An 18,375-nucleotide genomic window follows, 5' to 3' on the forward strand; every position below is an offset into this window, starting at 1 on the left:
GCCCATGGAATTCAAACAGCTGCGCAGTTTTGTCGAAGTCATCCACCGCGGCGGTTTTACCCAGGCCGGGAAAACCCTGCACATCAGCCAGTCCGCCGTGAGCAAACAGGTCGCACAGCTGGAACACAGCCTGGGCACACCGTTGCTCGATCGCATCGGCTCGCAGATCCGCCTGACCGCCGCCGGCCAGGTCGTCCTACAACGCGCCGAAGCCATGCTGCGCCTGCAGCACGAGTTGCTCAGTGAGCTGGATGATATGCAGCACCTGACCCGTGGCGAGTTGCGCCTGGGCTTGCCGCAGCTGGGCGGCGATACGCTGTTTGCCGAGCTGTTCGCCGAGTACCGCCGGCGCTATCCGAACGTCACCATCCAGTTATTGGAGGGTGGCAGTCGCAGTATCGAGCAGGCGATTTTGAGCGGCGAGCTGGAAGTCGGTGGCAGCTTGAAGCCCAGCGACCCGGCATTCGCCTGGCAAGCCTTCTGCGATGAACCGCTGGATGCCTTGCTGCCGATGAGCCATCCCTTGGCGCAGAACGCCCAGGTGCGCCTGGAGGAGTTGGCGAACACTCCGTTCCTGATGTATCAGCGCAGCTTTGTCTTGAACGACCGCTTGCTGCAGGCGTGTCAGCGGGTGGGCTTTACGCCGAAGGAAGGAGGCCGCAGCGGCCAGGCGGATTTTCTCGCGGCCCTGGTCGCGGCCGGTCAAGGCGTGGTGCTGTTGCCCAGCGTGGTCGCCCGTGGGCTGGTGCGGCCCGGGGTGGTACGCCTCACGCTGAAGGCGCCCGACTACCTGCGCTGGGACATTGCGTTCATCTGGCGTGAGGGCGCCTATCTGTCGAAAGCCGCCCAGGCCTGGCTGGCGTTGCTGCGGGAGTTCCCGGTCAGCCGCGCAGTGCAGTGACCAGCTCGGCCAACCAGGGTTCGGCGTCGGTTTCCGGGTTGACGCTTTCGCTGGCGTCCAGACGCAGCATCGGCCGCACTTCGCGCACGCCCAACTCGCTGAACAGCTCACGCATGTGCTCACCGCCGGCGCAGAAGGTATCGCCGTAGCTGGCGTCGCCCAGGCCGATGACCGCGCCCGGCAAACCGCGCCAGGCCGCGGGCAACTGGTCGCGAATGTTCGAATACAGCGGTTGCAGGTTGTCCGGTAGTTCTCCCATGCCGGTGGTGGAGGTCACCGCCAGCAAAGCCTGCGGGGCGAAGGCCAGCACGTCCGCCAGGCTCGCGCGCGGGTTGTGCCAGGCCTCGAAGCCGGCCGCGTTAAGGATGTCGGCAGCGTGGCGGGCGACTTCTTCAGCCGTGCCGTACACCGAGCCGGAAAGGATGGCGACTTTCATCAATCTGATCCTGTCATTGAGCGAAAGCCTGGGATATTACCAGTTGGGGCAAATATTTCGGCACACACCGTGCAACATTCAAGACTTGCCATAAACTGCCAGTTAAAGAACACGCCAGGGACCGCGCAATGATTAACGCCAAGCTGCTGCAAATGGTCGTCAACGCTTCCAACGACGGTATTGTTGTCGCCGAACGGGAAGGCAAGGACAAACCGCTGATCTACGTCAACCCGGCGTTCGAGCGACTGACCGGCTACACCCTGGACGACGTCCTGTACCAAGACTGCCGCTTTCTGCAGTCCGGCGACCGTGATCAACCGGCGCTGATGGCCATTCGTGAAGCACTGGACAACGGCGGTACCTGCCGGGAAATCCTGCGCAACTATCGCAAGGACGGCAGCCATTTCTGGAACGAACTGTCGCTTTCAACGGTGTACAACCATGCCGACAAGCAGACCTATTTCGTCGGTGTGCAAAAGGACGTGACCTTGCAGGTCAAGGCCCAGCAGCGCGTCGCGCAATTGGAGGCGGAGTTGGCGCAGGTCAAGGCCGAGCTGGCAGCGGTCAAGGCGACGAGCGGATCTAACAAAACTTAGAAAATGCGCTCATTAGAGCGGATAATGGCGTTTTAACACCCTCCCGATTGAGCAAGATCAATGCAACGCGACGCGCTTCTGACTCAGGATGAGTTGGATTTCATTCGTAACATGCAGCACAACCCCCAGCTCAACCTGCGGGATACCTCGTCAAGCCTGACCGTCAACGGCAGTTCCCAGCTTCGCGACTTGCTCACGCGGCTGGCTGCCCACGATCACGTCACCCTCCAGGCGCACTTCGATAACCAGCAACTCACCTTCCCGCTGCACTTGGAGGAAGACGAGTTTCATGCCGTACATTTACGCCTGGGCGTACCGAGCATTTTTGAAGACGGGCCGATGATTCGTCCGTGGCGCCTGGCACTTGAAGCGCCGGTGGCGCTGGAAAATGTCAGGGGCAACCCCAGTGCGCTGTGGGTGCATGAGGTGTCGTTCAAGGGCGTGCTGGTGGAAATTCGTGGCCGGATCAAGGCGCCGAAAACCTTTGCCCTGTGGTTCAGCCCTTCCGGTTATGAACGCATCGCGATACGCGGCACGCTGGAGCGGGAAACCGCGCGGGGCTTGTTTGCCTATCGCCTGGGCCAAGGCGATGCGGATGAAACCGAGCGCCTGCGTCAATTCATCCTGCACCAGCACCGCTTGATGCATCCACAGATGCACGCCTGACTTCAGGTATCCAGGTTACCGCGGAGAAATTGCTGCAAGCGGCATTGCATCAAGCGCCCTTCATTGCCCAGGCAACCGACGGTGGAGCCTGCCAGGTCTTCCTCGGCCAGGTCCGACGCCGCACCGGCAAGAAACAACGGGCAATCCAGGGTCAACGCCAGGCGATTCAAGCGGCTCGCCAGCGCCTGATTGTGTGAGTGATTGGAGAAGAGCACCAGCGCCTCGGGTTGCATCTTTTCACACACCAGCGTCAATTCATCGAAAGGCTGGCCCATCCCCAGCACCTTCACGGCCAGATCGTCGCGACCGATCAACAGCCCCGCCACCAGCAACTCCAATTTGCGGCACTCGCCGGGAATGGCCGCAAGCAACACCCGTGGCGCCGCCGACGCACACGCCAGGTGCAAACGCAGCAATGCCCGCACCCGCAGGAAGTTATCGAAGAACAGCCATTCACTGGCTTGGCCGAAGCGGCCCTGATGACGCAACAGGTCGTTCCAAAGAGGCATCAGGATGTCCTGGAACGCCACGTTGAGCGGGTAGGTGGCGATCACCTGATTGTACAGCTGCTCGAGTTGACGATCATCGAACGCACTCACGGCCAGCATCAAACGCGCCTGCCATTGCGACCATTCACCTTCCTCGGCACGCACGGCAGCGGCCTGCTGATCGTCACGCGCGAGGATCTTGCCCACTTTGCTCACGGCCACGCCACGTTCGATCCAATCGACAATGCGATGAACCGTTTGAATATCGGCTTTGGAGTACAGGCGATGCCCACTTTCGGTGCGCGTGGGTTGAATCAGGCCGTAACGCCGCTCCCAGGCACGCAGGGTGACCGGGTTGATGCCCGTCAATCTCGAAACGTCACGAATCGGAAACAACTCATCGGAATCGGCAGGGCTGGTGGCGGAGGATTCGCGAATAGGTGCAGTGATTTCGGGCATCAGAGGTCATGAACGTCCGTTTAAAAGTGAGTCCCATTTAACGCTTTTACCGAGATGTATATCAAGGTGTGTACCTATCGGACCGATGCCGCTGGTGTATTTCTGCAAAACAGGAATAATCCTTGCTTACCGAAAAAGCGTCGCTGCAACACCCCCGCAGCGTCGTCTGTGTGCCACCTACCCGGTTCAGCGCACCCGTCTATTTGGAGATACACAATGTCTACCTCACCCGTCACCCTGATGGTTGCGCGCCGCGTGGCCAAGGGCCGCTACGAAGAGTTGATGGCCTGGCTACGCGAAGGCGAGCGACTGGCCACTGACTTCCCCGGCTACCTGGGCTCCGGCGTCCTCGCACCGCCGCCCCTAGATGATGAATTTCAGATTATTTTCCGTTTCGCCGACGAAAAAACCCTGCATGCCTGGGAATTTTCCGCGTCACGCAGCGCGTGGCTGAGCCGTGGCAGCGAGCTGTTTGCCGACCCGTCCGAGCATCGCGTGCGCGGCATCGATGGCTGGTTCGGTGCCGCAGGTTCACGGCCGCCGCGCTGGAAACAGGCGGTGGCGATCTGGTTGGCGTTTTTCCCGGTGTCGTTGCTGTTCAACTTCGGCCTGGGGCCACTGCTCAGCGGGCTGGACCTGTTCAGCCGCGTTCTGGTCAGCACCCTGGCGCTCACACCACTGATGGTCTACTTGTTCATTCCACTCTCGACCCACCTGCTGGCCAACTGGTTGCACCCTTCGCCGCCACGGGCCAAGGCCAGCGAAGCCGCGGCGTGAGTACAGGGCGGCTCGTCACTGGTATGCTTTGAGCCTGCCAGCGACTTGAGCCTCCCATGACTGCAACGAACGCCCCGATCCTGATCACCGGCGCCGGCCAGCGCGTCGGCCTGCATTGTGCCGAACGCCTGCTGGACGAGGGCCACTCGGTGATTTTCAGCTATCGCAGCGAACGCCCCGGCGTGCAGGCCCTGCGCGAGCGTGGCGCGATCGGCGTGTTTGCCGACTTCTCCAGCGAAGCCGGGATTCTCGCGTTTATCACCGAGCTGCAGCGCCACACCCAACGCCTGCGCGCGATCATCCATAACGCCTCGGCCTGGATCGCCGAAACCCCGGGTGACGAAAGCCGTGCCTTTACCGACATGTTCAGCGTACACATGCTTGCGCCGTACCTGATCAACCTGCATTGTTCACCCTTGCTGCACCGCTCTTCACCTGCCGACATCGTGCATATCAGCGATGATGTGGTGCGCAAGGGCAGCCGCCAGCACATCGCCTACTGCGCCACCAAGGCCGGGCTCGACAGCCTCACGCTGTCGTTTGCCGCGCAGTTTGCGCCGCTGATCAAAGTCAACGGCATCGCCCCGGCGATGGTGATGTTCAACGAAGGCGACGACGCGGCCTACCGTACCCAGGTGCTGGCGAAGTCGGCACTGGGCATCGAGCCCGGGCCCGAAGTGATCTACCAGAGTCTGCGTTACCTGCTGGACAACCCCTACGTCACCGGTACCACCCTGACCGTCAACGGTGGGCGGCATATCAAGTAAGCCGTTTGTGAGGATGTTATATGACCTTATCCCTGCCCCACCACTATCGCGAGATCCTTAAAGGCCTGGGTGAAGACCCGGAACGCGAAGGCCTGCTCGACACCCCCAAGCGTGCCGCCAAAGCCATGCAATACCTGTGTCATGGCTACGCGCAAAACCTCGAAGAAATCGTCAACGGTGCGCTGTTCGCCTCCGACAATGACGAGATGGTGATCCTCAAGGACATCGAGCTGTACTCGCTGTGCGAACACCACCTGCTGCCCTTTATCGGCAAGGCCCATGTGGCCTATATTCCGACCGGCAAAGTGCTGGGCCTGTCGAAGCTGGCGCGCATCGTCGACATGTTTGCGCGGCGCCTGCAGATCCAGGAAAACCTCACGCGGCAAATCGCCGACGCCATCCAGGACGTGACCCAGGCTTCCGGTGTGGCGGTGGTGATCGAAGCCAAGCACATGTGCATGATGATGCGCGGCGTGGAAAAACAGAATTCAACCATGAACACCTCGGTGATGCTCGGCGCGTTCCGCGAGTCGAACACCACGCGCATGGAGTTCCTGCAACTGATTGGACGGAGCAAGTAGCAATGCCACAACTTCAACCAGGCATGGCGCGCATCCGGGTCAAGGACCTGTGCCTGCGCACCTATATCGGCATCAACGAGGATGAAATCCTCAACAAGCAGGATGTGCTGATCAACCTGACCATCCTGTATGCCGCCCAGGACGCCGTGCGCGACAACGATATCGACCACGCCTTGAATTACCGCACCATCACCAAGGCGATCATCGCCCACGTCGAAGGCAACCGCTTCGCCCTGCTGGAGCGCCTGACCCAGGAACTGCTGGACCTGGTGATGAGCAACGAGTCAGTGCTGTACGCCGAAGTCGAAGTGGACAAGCCCCACGCGCTGCGCTTTGCCGAATCGGTTTCGATTACCCTGGCGGCCAGCCGCTAACCCCTGGATTTGCGTGAAACCTATGACCGATCAACAACGCCTCGAACTCGAAGCCGCCGCCTTTCGGCGGCTGGTCGCACACCTGGACAGCCGCAAGGATGTGCAGAATATCGACCTGATGAACCTCGCCGGCTTCTGCCGCAACTGCCTGTCCAAGTGGTACAAGGCCGAGGCCGACGAGCGCCAGATCGAGCTGAGCCTCGATGACGCCCGTGAAGTGGTGTACGGCATGCCGTATGCCGAGTGGAAAACCCAATACCAGCAAGAAGCCAGCGCCGAACAACACGCGGCGTTCGCCAAAGGAAAACCCCATGACTGACCTGAACACCCTGCGCGCCAGCCTCGACAGCGGCGAACATCTCTTCGCCGACACCCTGGCCTTTGTCGCCGCCGGTTACGACTACCAGCCACAAGCCTTCACCAACGGCACCGTGGACAACGCCGCAGGGCAGAACGAAGGCTCGTGCAAGACCCTGGGCCTGGCCTTGCTGGAAGGCTTGAGCGACCAGCACGCCTTGTTGGCGTTTGGCGAGCATTACCGTTCGGTGGTCGCCACGCCTGAGGGCAGTGACCATGGCAATATTCGGGCGTTGATCGAGCACGGTTTGGCAGGTGTGAAGTTTGACCAGCAACCTCTGACTCGCCGCTGATCCAACGTGCAAACCCGATTTAATGTGGGAGCTGGCTTGCCTGCGATGGCGGCGGTAAATCCTGCATAGACGTTGGCTGACACACCGCTATCGCAGGCAAGCCAGCTCCCACAGTGACTGGATTACCAAATCGAGATAGCGATGGATCATCAAATCCCGCGCATAGAAAACCGGCTTTCGCCGGTTTTTTCATTTCAGCGGGTTCAGCCCTAAGCGTTCTGCATACCGTCCAGGTACCGCTCGGCATCCAGGGCCGCCATGCAACCGGCGCCGGCCGAGGTGATGGCCTGGCGGTACACGTGGTCAGCCACGTCACCGGCCGCGAAGATGCCTTCGATGTTGGTCGCCGTGGCATTGCCTTCGCGACCGCCCTGCACTACCAGGTAACCGTCCTTGGCATCCAGCACGCCTTCGAACAACGAAGTGTTCGGGGTGTGGCCGATGGCGATGAACACGCCGTCGACTGTCAGCTCGTCGAAGCTGCCGTCGTTGTTTTTCAGGCGCGCACCGGTCACGCCCATGTTGTCGCCGAGGACTTCATCCAGGGTGGCGTTGAGCTTGAGGATGATCTTGCCTTCAGCGACACGCGCGTGCAGCTTGTCGATCAGGATCTTCTCGGCGCGGAAGGTCTCGCGACGGTGAATCAGGGTCACGGTGCTGGCGATGTTGGCCAGGTACAGCGCCTCTTCCACGGCCGTGTTGCCACCGCCGACCACGGCGACCGGCTTGTTGCGGTAGAAGAAACCGTCGCACGTCGCGCAGGCGGATACACCCTTGCCCATGAACGTTTCTTCCGACGGCAGGCCCAGGTAACGGGCGCTGGCGCCGGTCGCGATGATCAGCGCGTCACAGGTGTAGACGCCGCTGTCGCCGGTCAGGCTGTAAGGCTTTTTCGAGAAGTCGACCTGGTTGATGTGGTCAAACACGATCTCGGTTTCGAAGCGCTCGGCGTGTTCTTTCATACGCTCCATCAGCACCGGGCCGGTCAGACCGTGGACGTCGCCCGGCCAGTTGTCGACTTCGGTGGTGGTGGTCAACTGACCGCCCGCCTGCATGCCGGTGATCAGCAGTGGCTTGAGGTTGGCTCGGGCAGCGTAGACGGCAGCGCTGTAACCGGCAGGGCCGGAACCGAGAATAATCACTCGCGAATGACGGGTATCAGACATGACTCACTCCTGTCGACCGCCCGGACAACAAGGCGGCTGGAATAAAAAAGGACCGCGAAGCACTTGGGGAAGGCTTGAACTCGCAGATCCTGAAAATAATGGGTGCAGCGTATAGAGGGGGGCAAGATTAAGGAAATACGGAATAACAATCCAGCTCATAGGCGGTCTCTATGCAGTCGCCCCAATTAATCGACGCCTTTGTTACCGTTGATGTCGTCACACGGGCCGCGCTTTCGCCTGGAATGCAAAGTCGGTAAGGTCGGCGCGTTCGTCATCCTGCTCGGAGTTCTCCATGCCTGCCCCTGTTCTTTCCGGTCCGCAATACCTGCGTGAAGGCCTCAAACTGGTGTTGAGCCCTGGCCTGCGCCTGTTTGTGCTGCTGCCGCTGGCGATCAACCTGGTGCTGTTCGTCGGCCTGATCTATTTCGCCGGCCATCAGTTCAGCCTGTGGGTCGACACCCTGATGCCGACGCTGCCCGGCTGGCTGAGTTTCCTCAGCTATATCCTGTGGCCGCTGTTCGTGGTGCTGGTGGTATTGATGGTGTTTTTCACCTTTACCATGCTCGCCAATATCATCGCCGCGCCGTTCAACGGTTTTCTCGCGGAAAAAGTTGAAGTGGTGGTGCGTGGCACCGATGATTTCCCATCGTTCAGTTGGGCCGAGCTGGTGGCCATGGTCCCACGCACCCTGGCGCGGGAGATGCGCAAGCTGGGCTATTTCCTGCCACGGGCCATCGGCTTGTTTATCCTGTCGTTCATTCCGGTGGTCAACCTGATCGCCGCGCCGTTGTGGCTGCTCTTCGGCGTGTGGATGATGGCGATCCAATACATCGACTACCCGGCCGACAACCACAAACTGGGCTGGAACGAAATGCTCGCCTGGCTGCGCCAGAAACGCTGGCAGAGCATGAGCTTCGGCGGCAGCGTCTACCTGGTGCTGCTGGTGCCGGTGGTCAACCTGCTGATGATGCCGGCGGCGGTGGCCGGGGCGACGTTGTTCTGGGTGCGCGAGCAGGGGGCCGAGGCGATGGCGGTGTCCAAAGTGGTCAAGTCATAAATCCATCATCTGTATGACACATCGACGACACAGCCCACAGCGACACTGTGGGTCATGACGACAGCTTCGCTTCACATCACCCTGATTACCGAAACCTTCCCGCCAGAGATCAACGGGGTGGCCAATACACTGGCTCGCCTGTGCGAGGGTTTGCGCGCGCGCGGCCATCAGGTCGAACTGGTGCGCCCACGCCAGGGCATTGACCAGAGCCGGCCCAGCGACAACGAATTGCTGCTGTGTCGCGGCTGGCCGTTGCCGGGGTATCCGGGCCTGCAATGGGGCCAGTCGTCGATGCACAAGCTGCTGCGCCGCTGGACACGCCAACGCCCGGACGTGCTGTACATCGCCACAGAAGGACCGCTCGGGTTGTCGGCGCTACGCGCAGCGCGTCGCCTGGGGATCAGCGTGGTCAGCGGCTTTCACACCAATTTCCAGCAGTACTCGAACCAGTACGGTATGAGCCTGTTGAGCCGCGTGGTCACGCACTACCTGCGCTGGTTTCATAACCGCTCCACTTTGACCCTGGTGCCCAGCGCCAGCCAGCGCCTGGAACTGGAGCGCCGGCATTTCGAGCGCCTGGGGATGTTGTCGCGCGGGGTGGACAGTCAGCTATTCCACCCGTCCAAGCGCGATAACGCCTTGCGCGAGAGCTGGGGCCTGGGCAATGACGATATTGCGGTGCTGCACGTCGGGCGCCTGGCTCAGGAAAAGAACCTGGGCGTGCTCAAGCGTTGCTTCGATGCCCTGCGCAGTACTTATCCACAGCGTCGCCTGCAACTGATCGTCGTCGGCGACGGGCCACAGCGTGCGCTGCTGGAGCATGACCTGCCGAACGCCATATTCTGCGGCACCCGACGCGGCGAAGAACTGGCGCGATACTACGCCTCGGGAGACCTGTTCCTGTTCCCCAGCCTGACCGAAACCTTCGGCAATGTGGTGTTGGAAGCGATGGCCGCCGGGCTCGCGGTGGTGGCATACGACCAGGCGGCCGCGACCCAGCATATCCGCCATGGCTACAACGGCGTGCTGGCGATGCCCGGCGATGAGGACGCGTTCTGCGATGCGGCCAATTGGCTGCTGGAAGACCGTGAGCATTTGCGCAGAGCCCGTCTCAATGCGCGCCGGCATGCCAGTCGCCAGGGCTGGTCAGCGATTATCGAGCAATTCGAGAACCAGTTACGCGATGTGTGCGGGGAACCTTTGGCCGCTCCAACGCTGCCTTATGTTCGTTGAACGATCTGCGAATAACGTCAGCTAGTTCGCCTTCCCTCCAGACTTCCCCCTGAATAACGGCTTCAACTTTAGGATTTTTTACCTGAAGCCATCGGAATCGGCACGCCACAACAGGATATTTCCGGAACGTCGTGCGATTTATCGCCACCTACATGACACCTGCCATAGGAGGGGTGTCTGCTTGTGGACACACTCAAAAAAGGCAGGTCATTCATGATGAAACATTAATAGAGAGCATTATGTCGACACTCATAAATGGATCAATGGCGCTGCGATTCCAACCTTTCAACACGCCCACTCAAGGGGCCGCAGACACCTGCCCATCCGCAAGCGCTCAGAACGATCACGGGCGGCCATCACTCCAACAGCCCTATAACGCGAACCACGGCTGGAACCGCCCACAGCCGTCACGCCCGGGCAACCATTGGCAACGACCGCAACCTACTCGCCCGGAAAACGCATGGAATCGCCCACAACCCGCGCGCCCTGGAAACGACTGGCAACGCCCGCCGCACAACGGCGGCCATCGCCCGCAACCCACGCGCCCGGAAAACAACTGGCAACCGCCGCAGAACGACTGGCAACGCCCTCCGCACAACGGCGGCCATCGCCCGCAACCCGCACGCCCGGAAAACAACTGGCAACCGCCGCAGAACGACTGGCAACGCCCTCCGCACAACGGCGGCTATCGCCCGCAACCCGCACGCCCGGAAAACAACTGGCAGCCGCCGCAGAATCAATGGGAACGTCCGCACAATGGCGGCGGCTATCGCCCGCAGTTCACTGACCGCCCGCCAACACATGACGGTCAAACATCCTACGCCACCACGCAACATGCGGCGGCCCATTCCGAACGGGCGGAGGATGCCTATTACGCTTAATCCGGATCGGCCAACAACAAGACAATAGGCCTTGAAAAACCTAACGTGCTGAAAACCGGCGGGAGGCCGGGCGCTGCATACCCGGCCTCCCGTCCGACCTTGCGGACTGTGTTGCACAGCGATTGCCATAGGCTGCGCAAGGTTTACTCGATATTTCCCGCTGGAACGGCCAACGGTGGATTACCAATCACTGATACCTGCGGCTAACGCAGGTCCTTTCGATCAATGGAGACCCTGATATATGGCAATTTACGGAATGGGAGTGCGCAATGGCATCAACATGCCAACCGCAGAGTGGACGCGTCAGCAACAATGGCTGGATCAGTCTCGGGCAGCACCGCCCACTTATGACCAGGCTGCGCGCCAAGACGGGCACAAGACCGATCACCGCCAAGAGCTGCGCAAATCAGTAGAGTATTGAACGCTCCAGCTAAACAGCTCCCGGTGGCAACCGCCGGGAGCCCAGCCCGTTACACCAGGGTCGTCAACGCCTCACGACTGAACGGCAGGATGTCGCCCTCGCGGTGTTCGCGCACCTTCACCGCCCAGTCCGGGTCCACCAGCAGAGCACGGCCGACGGCGACCAGATCGAACTCATCGTTGTTCAAGCGCTCCAGCAGCTTCTCCAGACTGGCCGGTTGCGCAACCTTGTCAGTGTTGACCATAAACTGCAGGAACTCGCCATCCAGGCCGACGCTGCCGACGGTGATGGTCGGTTTACCGGTGAGCTGGCGGGTCCAACCGGCCAGGTTGAGGTCGGAACCTTCGAACTCCGGCTCCCAGAAACGGCGAGTGGAACAGTGGAAAATATCCACACCAGCGTCGGACAGCGGCTTAAGAAACTCACCCAAGGCCTCGGGGGTTTGCACCAGGCGCGCGGTGTAGTCCTGCTGCTTCCACTGGGAAAAACGCAAGATGATCGGAAAATCCGGGCCTACAGCGGCGCGGGTGGCCTGGATCAGTTCGATGGCAAAGCGCGAACGGTTGGCCAGGCTGCCGCCATATTCGTCGGTGCGCTGGTTGCTGCCTTCCCAGAAGAACTGGTCCACCAGATAGCCATGGGCGCCATGGATTTCCACGCCGTCCATGCCGATGCGCTGGGCGTCCTTGGCCGCCTGGGCGAAGGCGGCAATCACGTCCTTGATGTCCTGATGGGTCATGCCATGGACGACCACGTTGCCATCCTTGAGTTTTTCCATCGGGCCGTAGGCCGGTACGCTGGCATCCGGCTCAGTGCCGATACGACGCACGCTGCCCACATGCCACAACTGCGGGACGATCTTGCCGCCTTCGGCATGCACCGCATCGACCACTTTCTTCCAACCGGCCAACGCCGCTTCACCGTAGAAGTGCGGGACGTTGGGATAGCCGTTGGACGCCGGGTGATCGACCACGGTGCCTTCGGTGATGATCAGGCCCACGCTGGCAGCGGCACGGCGGCGGTAGTACTCGATGACCTTGGAATTGGGTACACCGCCCGGGGAAAACGAACGGGTCATCGGCGCCATGACCACACGACTCGACAGTTGCAGCGCGCCGAGGTGGAACGGTTTGAACAAAGCTTGAACAGGCATGGCAACACTCCACGAAAGACGGTTTTTATGATGTCAATAATATGGCGAGTGCAGCGCGCTGAGTAGCACTATTGATCAGGGTGATTAAGGCTTAGAAATGCCGGACACCTGTAGGCGCGAGCTGGCTCGCGCCTACAGGTTAGGGGATCAGCTCAGGGCTTTTACGATGGCCTGGACGACGGCCGGATCGTCCGGTGCCGTTCGCGGCGAGAAACGCGCAAGCACCCGCCCGTCTTTACCCAGCAGGAATTTCTCGAAATTCCAGGTGATATCCCCAGGAAACTCGGCGCCCTCGCCCGCCAACAAGCGGTACAACTGATGACGCTCAGGGCCGTTGACCTCGAGTTTGCTACCCAACGGAAAGGTCACGCCGTAGTTGAGGCTGCAGAACGCCTGGATCTCCTTTTCGCTACCCGGTTCCTGGCCCGCAAACTGGTTGCACGGCAGGCCAAGCACGGTAAACCCCTGGTCCTTGTACTGCTGATAGAGGTTTTCCAACGCCGCGTATTGCGGGGTCAAGCCACATTTGGAGGCCACGTTGACCACCAGCACAACTTTGCCCTTGAAGGGCGCCAGTGGCAGCTCTTGTCCGTCCAACGCTTTGAGTTTCAGGTCGTGGAAAGCACTCATGACGAACTCCAGATATCCCATGTTCTTTGCATTGCGGCGCTTCGAGATTACAACCCGCAAGCCTGCAATCATAGACGCCGATTACGAAACTCGCCTGCGGATCACTGAGCGGTCGACCACGGCAAAATCGGAATCGCGGTAACGGCGTTCTGCGGGCTGCCCTCGATCAGGCGGTCGCTGTAGACCAGGTATACGAGGGTATTGCGCTTCTTGTCGAGGAAGCGCACCACCTGCATGGTCTTGAACACCAGCGACGTGCGCTCCTTGAACACTTCGTCGCCATCCTTGAGTTCGCCCTTGAAGCGGATCGGACCGACCTGACGACAGGCAATCGACGCCTCAGAGCGGTCTTCGGCCAAACCCAGGCCGCCTTTGACGCCGCCGGTCTTGGCACGCGACAGGTAGCAAGTCACGCCATCGACCTTGGGGTCATCGAAGGCTTCGACCACGATCCGGTCGTTGGGGCCGACAAACTTGAACACCGTCGACACCTGGCCGATCTCTTCGGCCGAGGCCAACAATGGCATGGCCAGCAGCAGGCCGAGCAATCCCTTCATCACACGCATCGTGTATTCCTTTCGTTTAAACCAGGATCAGGTTGTCGCGGTGGACCAGTTCCGGTTCCGCCATGTAACCCAACAGACCGACAATCGCATCAGATGACTGCCCGATGATTTTCTGCGCTTCCAGCGCGCTGTAGTTGGCCAGGCCACGGGCGATTTCACGACCGTCCGGCGCCACGCACACCACCATCTCGCCACGGCGGAAGCTGCCCTGCACCAACTTGACGCCCACCGGCAGCAGGCTCTTGTGGCCTTGGGACAACGCCGCTACGGCGCCATCGTCGAGTACCAGGGTGCCGCGGGTCTGCAAATGCCCGGCCAGCCACTGCTTGCGCGCGGCCAGCATGCCGCGCTCCGGCGACAGCAGCGTACCGATGCGCTCACCGGCCTTGAGACGGTCGAGCACGCGCTCCAGGCGTCCGCCGACGATGATCGTGTGCGCGCCGGAGCGCGCAGCCAGGCGCGCCGCACGCAGCTTGGTCTGCATGCCGCCACGGCCCAAGGCCCCGCCGACACTGCCAGCCACCGCATCCAGCGCCGGGTCATCGGCGCGGGCTTCGTAGATCAATTTGGCGTCGGGGTTGTTGCGCGGGTCGGCGTCGAACATACCGTCGCGGTCGGTGAGGATCACCAACAGGTCGGCTTCCACCAGGTTGGCCACCAGGGCGGCCAGGGTGTCGTTGTCGCCGAAACGGATTTCGTCGGTGACCACCGTGTCGTTCTCGTTGATCACCGGGATCGCCTTGAGCTCCACCAACGCGCGCAGGGTGCTGCGGGCGTTGAGGTAGCGCTTGCGGTCGGACAGGTCGTCGTGGGTCAGCAGGATCTGCGCCGTGTGAAGGCCGTGCTCGGCGAAGCTGGATTCCCAGGCTTGCACCAGGCCCATCTGGCCGATGGCGGCAGCGGCTTGCAGTTCGTGCATCGCGCTGGGTCGCGCGGTCCAGCCGAGGCGGCTCATCCCGGCGGCAACCGCTCCGGACGAGACCAGCACCAACTCGACACCGGCCTCATGCAAGGCCACCATCTGCTCGACCCACACGCTCATGGCTGCGCGATCCAGCCCCTTGCCATCTGCCGTCAGCAACGCACTTCCGATCTTTACGACCCAGCGCTGCGCACCTGCCACTTTGCTCCGCATCATCTTCAACCTTGGTTAGAGGGCTGGACGCGACCCAGCGCCGCCCATAACGTTATTCGTGACTACATTCGTGACTACAGATATACCCAGATACCAAAACGCCGCTCAAGTGAGCGGCGCTTAAGTTTACTGCAACGAATCAGTCGCGCACGTAAATGATTTCCGGACCGTCTTCATCATCCACGTCTTCTTCGTCCCAATCGTCGTCGCCGATGTCATGAACCGACTTCACGCCGCTGCGGCGCAGGGCACGCTGGTCGTCCAGGGCTTGCAACTGGGCACGGGCTTCGTCTTCGATCTGCTGATCGAGCTCGGCGAGTTCGGCCTTGAATACCGGGTCGGCCGCCAGGCGGTCGGCGCGGTCTTCGAGGTAGCGCATGATGTCGCGGGTCAGGCGCTCGGTGCCTTCTTTGGCGATGGCCGAGATCACATAGACCGGGCCGGTCCATTCCAGGCGATCGACGATTTCCTTGACGCGCTCCTCGTGTTCTTCTTCGAGGATCTGGTCGCACTTGTTCAGCACCAGCCAGCGATCACGCTCGGCCAGGGCCGGGCTGAACTTGGTCAGCTCGCTGACGATCACTTCGGCGGCGTCCGGTGCGCTGGTGTCATCCAGCGGCGCCATGTCGACGAGGTGCAGCAGCAAACGGGTACGCGACAAGTGCTTGAGGAAGCGAATCCCCAGGCCCGCGCCATCGGAAGCCCCTTCGATCAGGCCGGGAATGTCGGCGACCACGAAGCTCTTCCAACGGTCGACGCTGACCACGCCCAGGTTTGGCACCAGGGTGGTGAACGGGTAGTCGGCGACTTTCGGCTTGGCGGCCGAGACCGAGCGGATGAAGGTACTTTTGCCAGCGTTTGGCAGGCCCAACAGGCCCACGTCGGCGAGTACTTTCATTTCCAGCTTGAGGTCACGCTGCTCGCCAGGCTTGCCCGGCGTGGTCTGGCGTGGCGCACGGTTGGTACTGGACTTGAATCGGGTGTTACCCAGACCGTGCCAGCCGCCCTGCACAACCATCAGCTTCTGGCCGGCCTTGGTCAGGTCGCCAATCACTTCCTGGGTCGCGGAGTCGATGATCGTGGTGCCGACCGGTACGCGCAGCACCATGTCTTCACCTTTTTTACCGGTGCAGTCGGTGCTGCCGCCGTTGGAACCACGCTCGGCATCGAAGTGCCGGGTGTAACGGTAGTCCACCAGGGTGTTGAGGTTTTCGTCGGCCATCATGTAGATGGAACCGCCGTCACCGCCGTCACCGCCGTTGGGGCCACCGTTTTCGATGAACTTTTCGCGACGGAAACTCATGCAACCGTTACCGCCGTCGCCTGCTTTTACTCGGATGGAAACTTCATCAACGAACTTCATAACAAAACGCCTCTCGCCGCACGGACGAGCTTAAGAAACCAAGACATAAGACTCTTGCAAAAATGAGCGCAGCGACCTCAATCAACGACCGCAAATCCAGCGCTTGAGCTCATTACAAACAGCTTTGCAAGAGACTCACTCCACAAACGAAAAAGCCCCGTCGCGAGACAGGGCTTTTCCAGCAACTACGTAATTATGCCGCGACGACGTCAGTCTTCGGGACAATGCTCACGTAACGGCGACCGAAGGCGCCTTTTACTTCGAACTTGATCACGCCGTCGATTTTAGCGAACAGAGTGTGATCTTTACCCATGCCAACACCGTAACCGGCGTGGAATTGGGTGCCGCGCTGACGCACGATGATGTTGCCCGGAATGATAACCTGGCCGCCATACATCTTCACGCCAAGGCGTTTGGCTTCTGAGTCGCGACCGTTACGGGTACTACCACCAGCTTTTTTGTGTGCCATGAGTCAATTCTCCTAGTGAGGAATTAGGCTGAAATTAAGCCTGAATACCGGTGATTTTGATCTCGGTGTACCACTGGCGGTGGCCCATACGCTTCATGTGGTGCTTACGACGACGGAACTTGATGATGCGGACTTTATCGTGACGACCTTGGGAGATCACTTCAGCCACAACGGTAGCGCCAGGAACAACTGGAGCGCCGATGTTCACGTCATCGCCATTGGCGACCAACAGAACGCGATCAAAAGTAACGGATTCGCCGGTAGCGATTTCCAGTTTTTCGATCTTCAGGTATTCACCTGGGGCGACCTTGTATTGCTTGCCACCAGTAACAATTACTGCGTACGACATGGTATTTCTCCGATAATCCTGCTCACCCAGCGCTTTATAAGAAGAGGTATTGGCTGGCATGGCTGCATGGGATGGACGTCCCGAATGCAATTGCGTAAGGCAGGTGCTGCCCAGGAAGTTCAGGGTGCGCGATTGTACGCAAGGCGTTGACGCGTTGCAAGAGGCTGTCTATCGCGCCTTGACACTGCGGGGTCAGGGTCCTAGCATGCCGCGCAACCCTTCTGGAGCGACTGTCGCTGATGCAACCCCAAGCTTTCTACCGCGCGGTCGCGGACGATTTTAGCGCCGTCGACGGCATCATCAAGCAGCAGCTGACGTCTAAAGTGCCGCTGGTCTCCAAAATTGGCGACTACATTACGTCGGCGGGCGGTAAACGCCTGCGTCCTTTATTAGTGTTGCTGTGTGGCAAGGCCCTGGGCCGTGAAGGCGATGACCTGCGCCTGCTGGCCGCCACTATCGAATTCCTGCACACCGCGACCCTGCTGCATGACGACGTGGTCGACATGTCCGGCATGCGCCGTGGTCGCGAGACCGCCAACGCGATGTGGGGCAACGCCCCGAGCGTGCTGGTCGGCGACTTCCTGTATTCGCGTTCGTTCGAAATGATGGTCGAACTGGGCTCGATGCAGGTGATGAAGATTCTTTCCCAGGCCACGCGCATCATCGCCGAAGGCGAAGTGTTGCAGTTGTCGAAGGTGCGTGACGCCAGCACCACCGAAGAAACCTACATGGAAGTGATTCGCGGCAAAACCGCGATGCTCTTCGAAGCCTCGACCCACAGCGCCGCCGCCCTGTGCGAAGCCACGGCCGAACAGGCCGAAGCCCTGCGCACCTTTGGCGACCACCTGGGCGTGGCGTTCCAACTGGTAGACGACCTGCTCGACTACCGTGGCGACGCCGAGACCCTGGGCAAGAACGTCGGTGACGACCTGGCCGAAGGCAAGCCAACCTTGCCGCTGATCTACACCATGCGCGAAGGCACGCCGGAACAGGCGGCCCTGGTGCGCAAGGCGATCCAGAAAGGCGGGATCGAAGACCTGGAAAGCATCCGTGCGGCCGTGGAAGCCTCCGGCGCCCTGGACTACACCGCACAACTGGCGCGTGACTACGTGGCCCGTGCGATCAAATGCCTGGACGCCCTCCCCGCCAGCGAATACCGGGACGCCCTGGTTGAGCTGAGTGAATTCGCGGTCGCGCGCACGCACTAGAAATACCAAATGTGGGGGGGGGGGCTTGCCCCCTCCCACATTTAGTTTG

Annotated in this window: 23 protein-coding genes; 13 read left to right on the forward strand and 10 right to left on the reverse strand. The window is 60.7% G+C overall.

Annotated features, from left to right (window positions below; genetic code table 11):
• The first annotated feature begins 4 nt into the window (after positions 1-4).
• Positions 5-901 carry a LysR family transcriptional regulator gene (locus U5A08_RS24760; protein WP_253398923.1) on the forward strand — a complete coding sequence of 299 codons (897 nt, stop codon included), beginning with the start codon at positions 5-7 and terminating at the stop codon, positions 899-901.
• On the opposite strand, the gene U5A08_RS24765 is transcribed toward U5A08_RS24760, so the two are convergent.
• Positions 882-1,337, reverse strand: a complete 456-nt coding sequence (locus U5A08_RS24765) for a flavodoxin (RefSeq protein WP_253398925.1) — start codon at positions 1,335-1,337, stop codon at positions 882-884. The two genes, U5A08_RS24760 and U5A08_RS24765, sit on opposite strands and share 20 nt — an antisense overlap.
• 128 nt (positions 1,338-1,465) lie before the next feature.
• On the opposite strand from U5A08_RS24765, the gene U5A08_RS24770 reads away from it, so the two are divergent.
• Both U5A08_RS24770 and U5A08_RS24775 read left to right on the forward strand, forming a co-directional pair.
• A complete protein-coding gene (locus tag U5A08_RS24770) occupies positions 1,466-1,933 on the forward strand; it encodes a PAS domain S-box protein (RefSeq protein ID WP_253398932.1) in 468 nt (155 codons plus the stop codon).
• Positions 1,934-1,993: 60 nt separating this feature from the next.
• On the forward strand, positions 1,994-2,599 hold the full coding sequence (locus tag U5A08_RS24775) for a hypothetical protein (protein WP_321848981.1): 606 nt from the start codon (positions 1,994-1,996) through the stop codon (positions 2,597-2,599).
• 2 nt (positions 2,600-2,601) lie between these two features.
• Here the strand turns inward: U5A08_RS24775 and U5A08_RS24780 are convergent, their stop codons facing one another.
• Positions 2,602-3,546, reverse strand: a complete 945-nt coding sequence (locus U5A08_RS24780; protein ID WP_321848982.1) for a MerR family transcriptional regulator — start codon at positions 3,544-3,546, stop codon at positions 2,602-2,604.
• A gap of 216 nt (positions 3,547-3,762) precedes the next feature.
• Here U5A08_RS24780 and U5A08_RS24785 point away from each other — a divergent pair, with 216 nt between their 5' ends.
• Genes U5A08_RS24785 through U5A08_RS24810 form a run of 6 tightly spaced genes read left to right on the forward strand, consistent with a single transcriptional unit; the run spans position 3,763 to position 6,695 of the window.
• The gene (locus U5A08_RS24785; protein WP_253398944.1) at positions 3,763-4,323 is read left to right on the forward strand and encodes a putative antibiotic biosynthesis monooxygenase; all 561 of its coding nucleotides are present in this window, start codon (positions 3,763-3,765) and stop codon (positions 4,321-4,323) included.
• A gap of 56 nt (positions 4,324-4,379) precedes the next feature.
• On the forward strand, positions 4,380-5,090 hold the full coding sequence (gene folM / locus U5A08_RS24790; protein WP_253398946.1) for a dihydromonapterin reductase: 711 nt from the start codon (positions 4,380-4,382) through the stop codon (positions 5,088-5,090).
• A 20-nt stretch (positions 5,091-5,110) separates the two neighbouring features.
• Positions 5,111-5,671 (forward strand): GTP cyclohydrolase I FolE, encoded by a 561-nt coding sequence (folE, locus tag U5A08_RS24795; RefSeq protein WP_253398948.1) that lies wholly within the window; start codon positions 5,111-5,113, stop codon positions 5,669-5,671.
• A gap of 2 nt (positions 5,672-5,673) precedes the next feature.
• A complete protein-coding gene (folX, locus tag U5A08_RS24800; protein ID WP_026140129.1) occupies positions 5,674-6,045 on the forward strand; it encodes a dihydroneopterin triphosphate 2'-epimerase in 372 nt (123 codons plus the stop codon).
• A gap of 22 nt (positions 6,046-6,067) precedes the next feature.
• Positions 6,068-6,364 (forward strand): DUF1244 domain-containing protein, encoded by a 297-nt coding sequence (locus U5A08_RS24805; RefSeq protein ID WP_253398950.1) that lies wholly within the window; start codon positions 6,068-6,070, stop codon positions 6,362-6,364.
• Positions 6,357-6,695: a HopJ type III effector protein gene (locus tag U5A08_RS24810; RefSeq protein ID WP_321848984.1), complete on the forward strand. Its 339-nt coding sequence runs from the start codon at positions 6,357-6,359 to the stop codon at positions 6,693-6,695. The genes U5A08_RS24805 and U5A08_RS24810 overlap by 8 nt, the downstream gene beginning before the upstream one ends.
• A 209-nt stretch (positions 6,696-6,904) precedes the next feature.
• Here the strand turns inward: U5A08_RS24810 and trxB are convergent, their stop codons facing one another.
• On the reverse strand, positions 6,905-7,861 hold the full coding sequence (gene trxB / locus U5A08_RS24815) for a thioredoxin-disulfide reductase (RefSeq protein ID WP_253398954.1): 957 nt from the start codon (positions 7,859-7,861) through the stop codon (positions 6,905-6,907).
• A gap of 292 nt (positions 7,862-8,153) precedes the next feature.
• Here trxB and cysZ point away from each other — a divergent pair, with 292 nt between their 5' ends.
• From cysZ to U5A08_RS24830, 3 genes are all read left to right on the forward strand, one after another.
• Entirely contained in the window at positions 8,154-8,918 is a 765-nt protein-coding gene (cysZ, locus tag U5A08_RS24820) for a sulfate transporter CysZ (protein WP_253398960.1), read from the forward strand.
• 54 nt (positions 8,919-8,972) lie between these two features.
• Complete coding sequence (locus U5A08_RS24825; RefSeq protein ID WP_321848987.1) at positions 8,973-10,151, forward strand: glycosyltransferase family 4 protein; 1,179 nt, start codon at positions 8,973-8,975, stop codon at positions 10,149-10,151.
• A 239-nt stretch (positions 10,152-10,390) separates the two neighbouring features.
• Positions 10,391-11,032: a chromosomal replication initiator protein DnaA gene (locus tag U5A08_RS24830; RefSeq protein ID WP_321848989.1), complete on the forward strand. Its 642-nt coding sequence runs from the start codon at positions 10,391-10,393 to the stop codon at positions 11,030-11,032.
• Positions 11,033-11,502: 470 nt separating this feature from the next.
• Here the strand turns inward: U5A08_RS24830 and U5A08_RS24835 are convergent, their stop codons facing one another.
• The 7 genes from U5A08_RS24835 to rplU all read right to left on the reverse strand — a co-directional run bounded on the left by U5A08_RS24835 (position 11,503) and on the right by rplU (position 17,118).
• A complete protein-coding gene (locus U5A08_RS24835) occupies positions 11,503-12,606 on the reverse strand; it encodes an NADH:flavin oxidoreductase (protein WP_321848992.1) in 1,104 nt (367 codons plus the stop codon).
• Between the two features lie 147 nt (positions 12,607-12,753).
• Positions 12,754-13,236, reverse strand: coding sequence for a glutathione peroxidase (locus U5A08_RS24840; protein WP_253398974.1), 483 nt, complete (start codon positions 13,234-13,236; stop codon positions 12,754-12,756).
• A gap of 101 nt (positions 13,237-13,337) precedes the next feature.
• Complete coding sequence (locus U5A08_RS24845; protein ID WP_253398976.1) at positions 13,338-13,802, reverse strand: CreA family protein; 465 nt, start codon at positions 13,800-13,802, stop codon at positions 13,338-13,340.
• A gap of 16 nt (positions 13,803-13,818) precedes the next feature.
• Positions 13,819-14,937, reverse strand: a complete 1,119-nt coding sequence (gene proB / locus U5A08_RS24850) for a glutamate 5-kinase (RefSeq protein ID WP_253400441.1) — start codon at positions 14,935-14,937, stop codon at positions 13,819-13,821.
• Positions 14,938-15,076: 139 nt separating this feature from the next.
• Entirely contained in the window at positions 15,077-16,300 is a 1,224-nt protein-coding gene (gene cgtA, locus U5A08_RS24855; protein WP_247399679.1) for an Obg family GTPase CgtA, read from the reverse strand.
• 193 nt (positions 16,301-16,493) lie between these two features.
• Positions 16,494-16,769, reverse strand: coding sequence for a 50S ribosomal protein L27 (gene rpmA / locus U5A08_RS24860; RefSeq protein WP_007901871.1), 276 nt, complete (start codon positions 16,767-16,769; stop codon positions 16,494-16,496).
• A 34-nt stretch (positions 16,770-16,803) separates the two neighbouring features.
• Positions 16,804-17,118, reverse strand: coding sequence for a 50S ribosomal protein L21 (gene rplU, locus U5A08_RS24865; protein WP_007901869.1), 315 nt, complete (start codon positions 17,116-17,118; stop codon positions 16,804-16,806).
• A gap of 239 nt (positions 17,119-17,357) precedes the next feature.
• On the opposite strand from rplU, the gene U5A08_RS24870 reads away from it, so the two are divergent.
• Complete coding sequence (locus U5A08_RS24870) at positions 17,358-18,326, forward strand: polyprenyl synthetase family protein (protein ID WP_321848994.1); 969 nt, start codon at positions 17,358-17,360, stop codon at positions 18,324-18,326.
• Positions 18,327-18,375: the final 49 nt, after the last annotated feature.

Origin of the sequence: Pseudomonas paraveronii, assembly GCF_963681955.1 — a bacterium.
Lineage (GTDB): Bacteria > Pseudomonadota > Gammaproteobacteria > Pseudomonadales > Pseudomonadaceae > Aquipseudomonas > Aquipseudomonas paraveronii.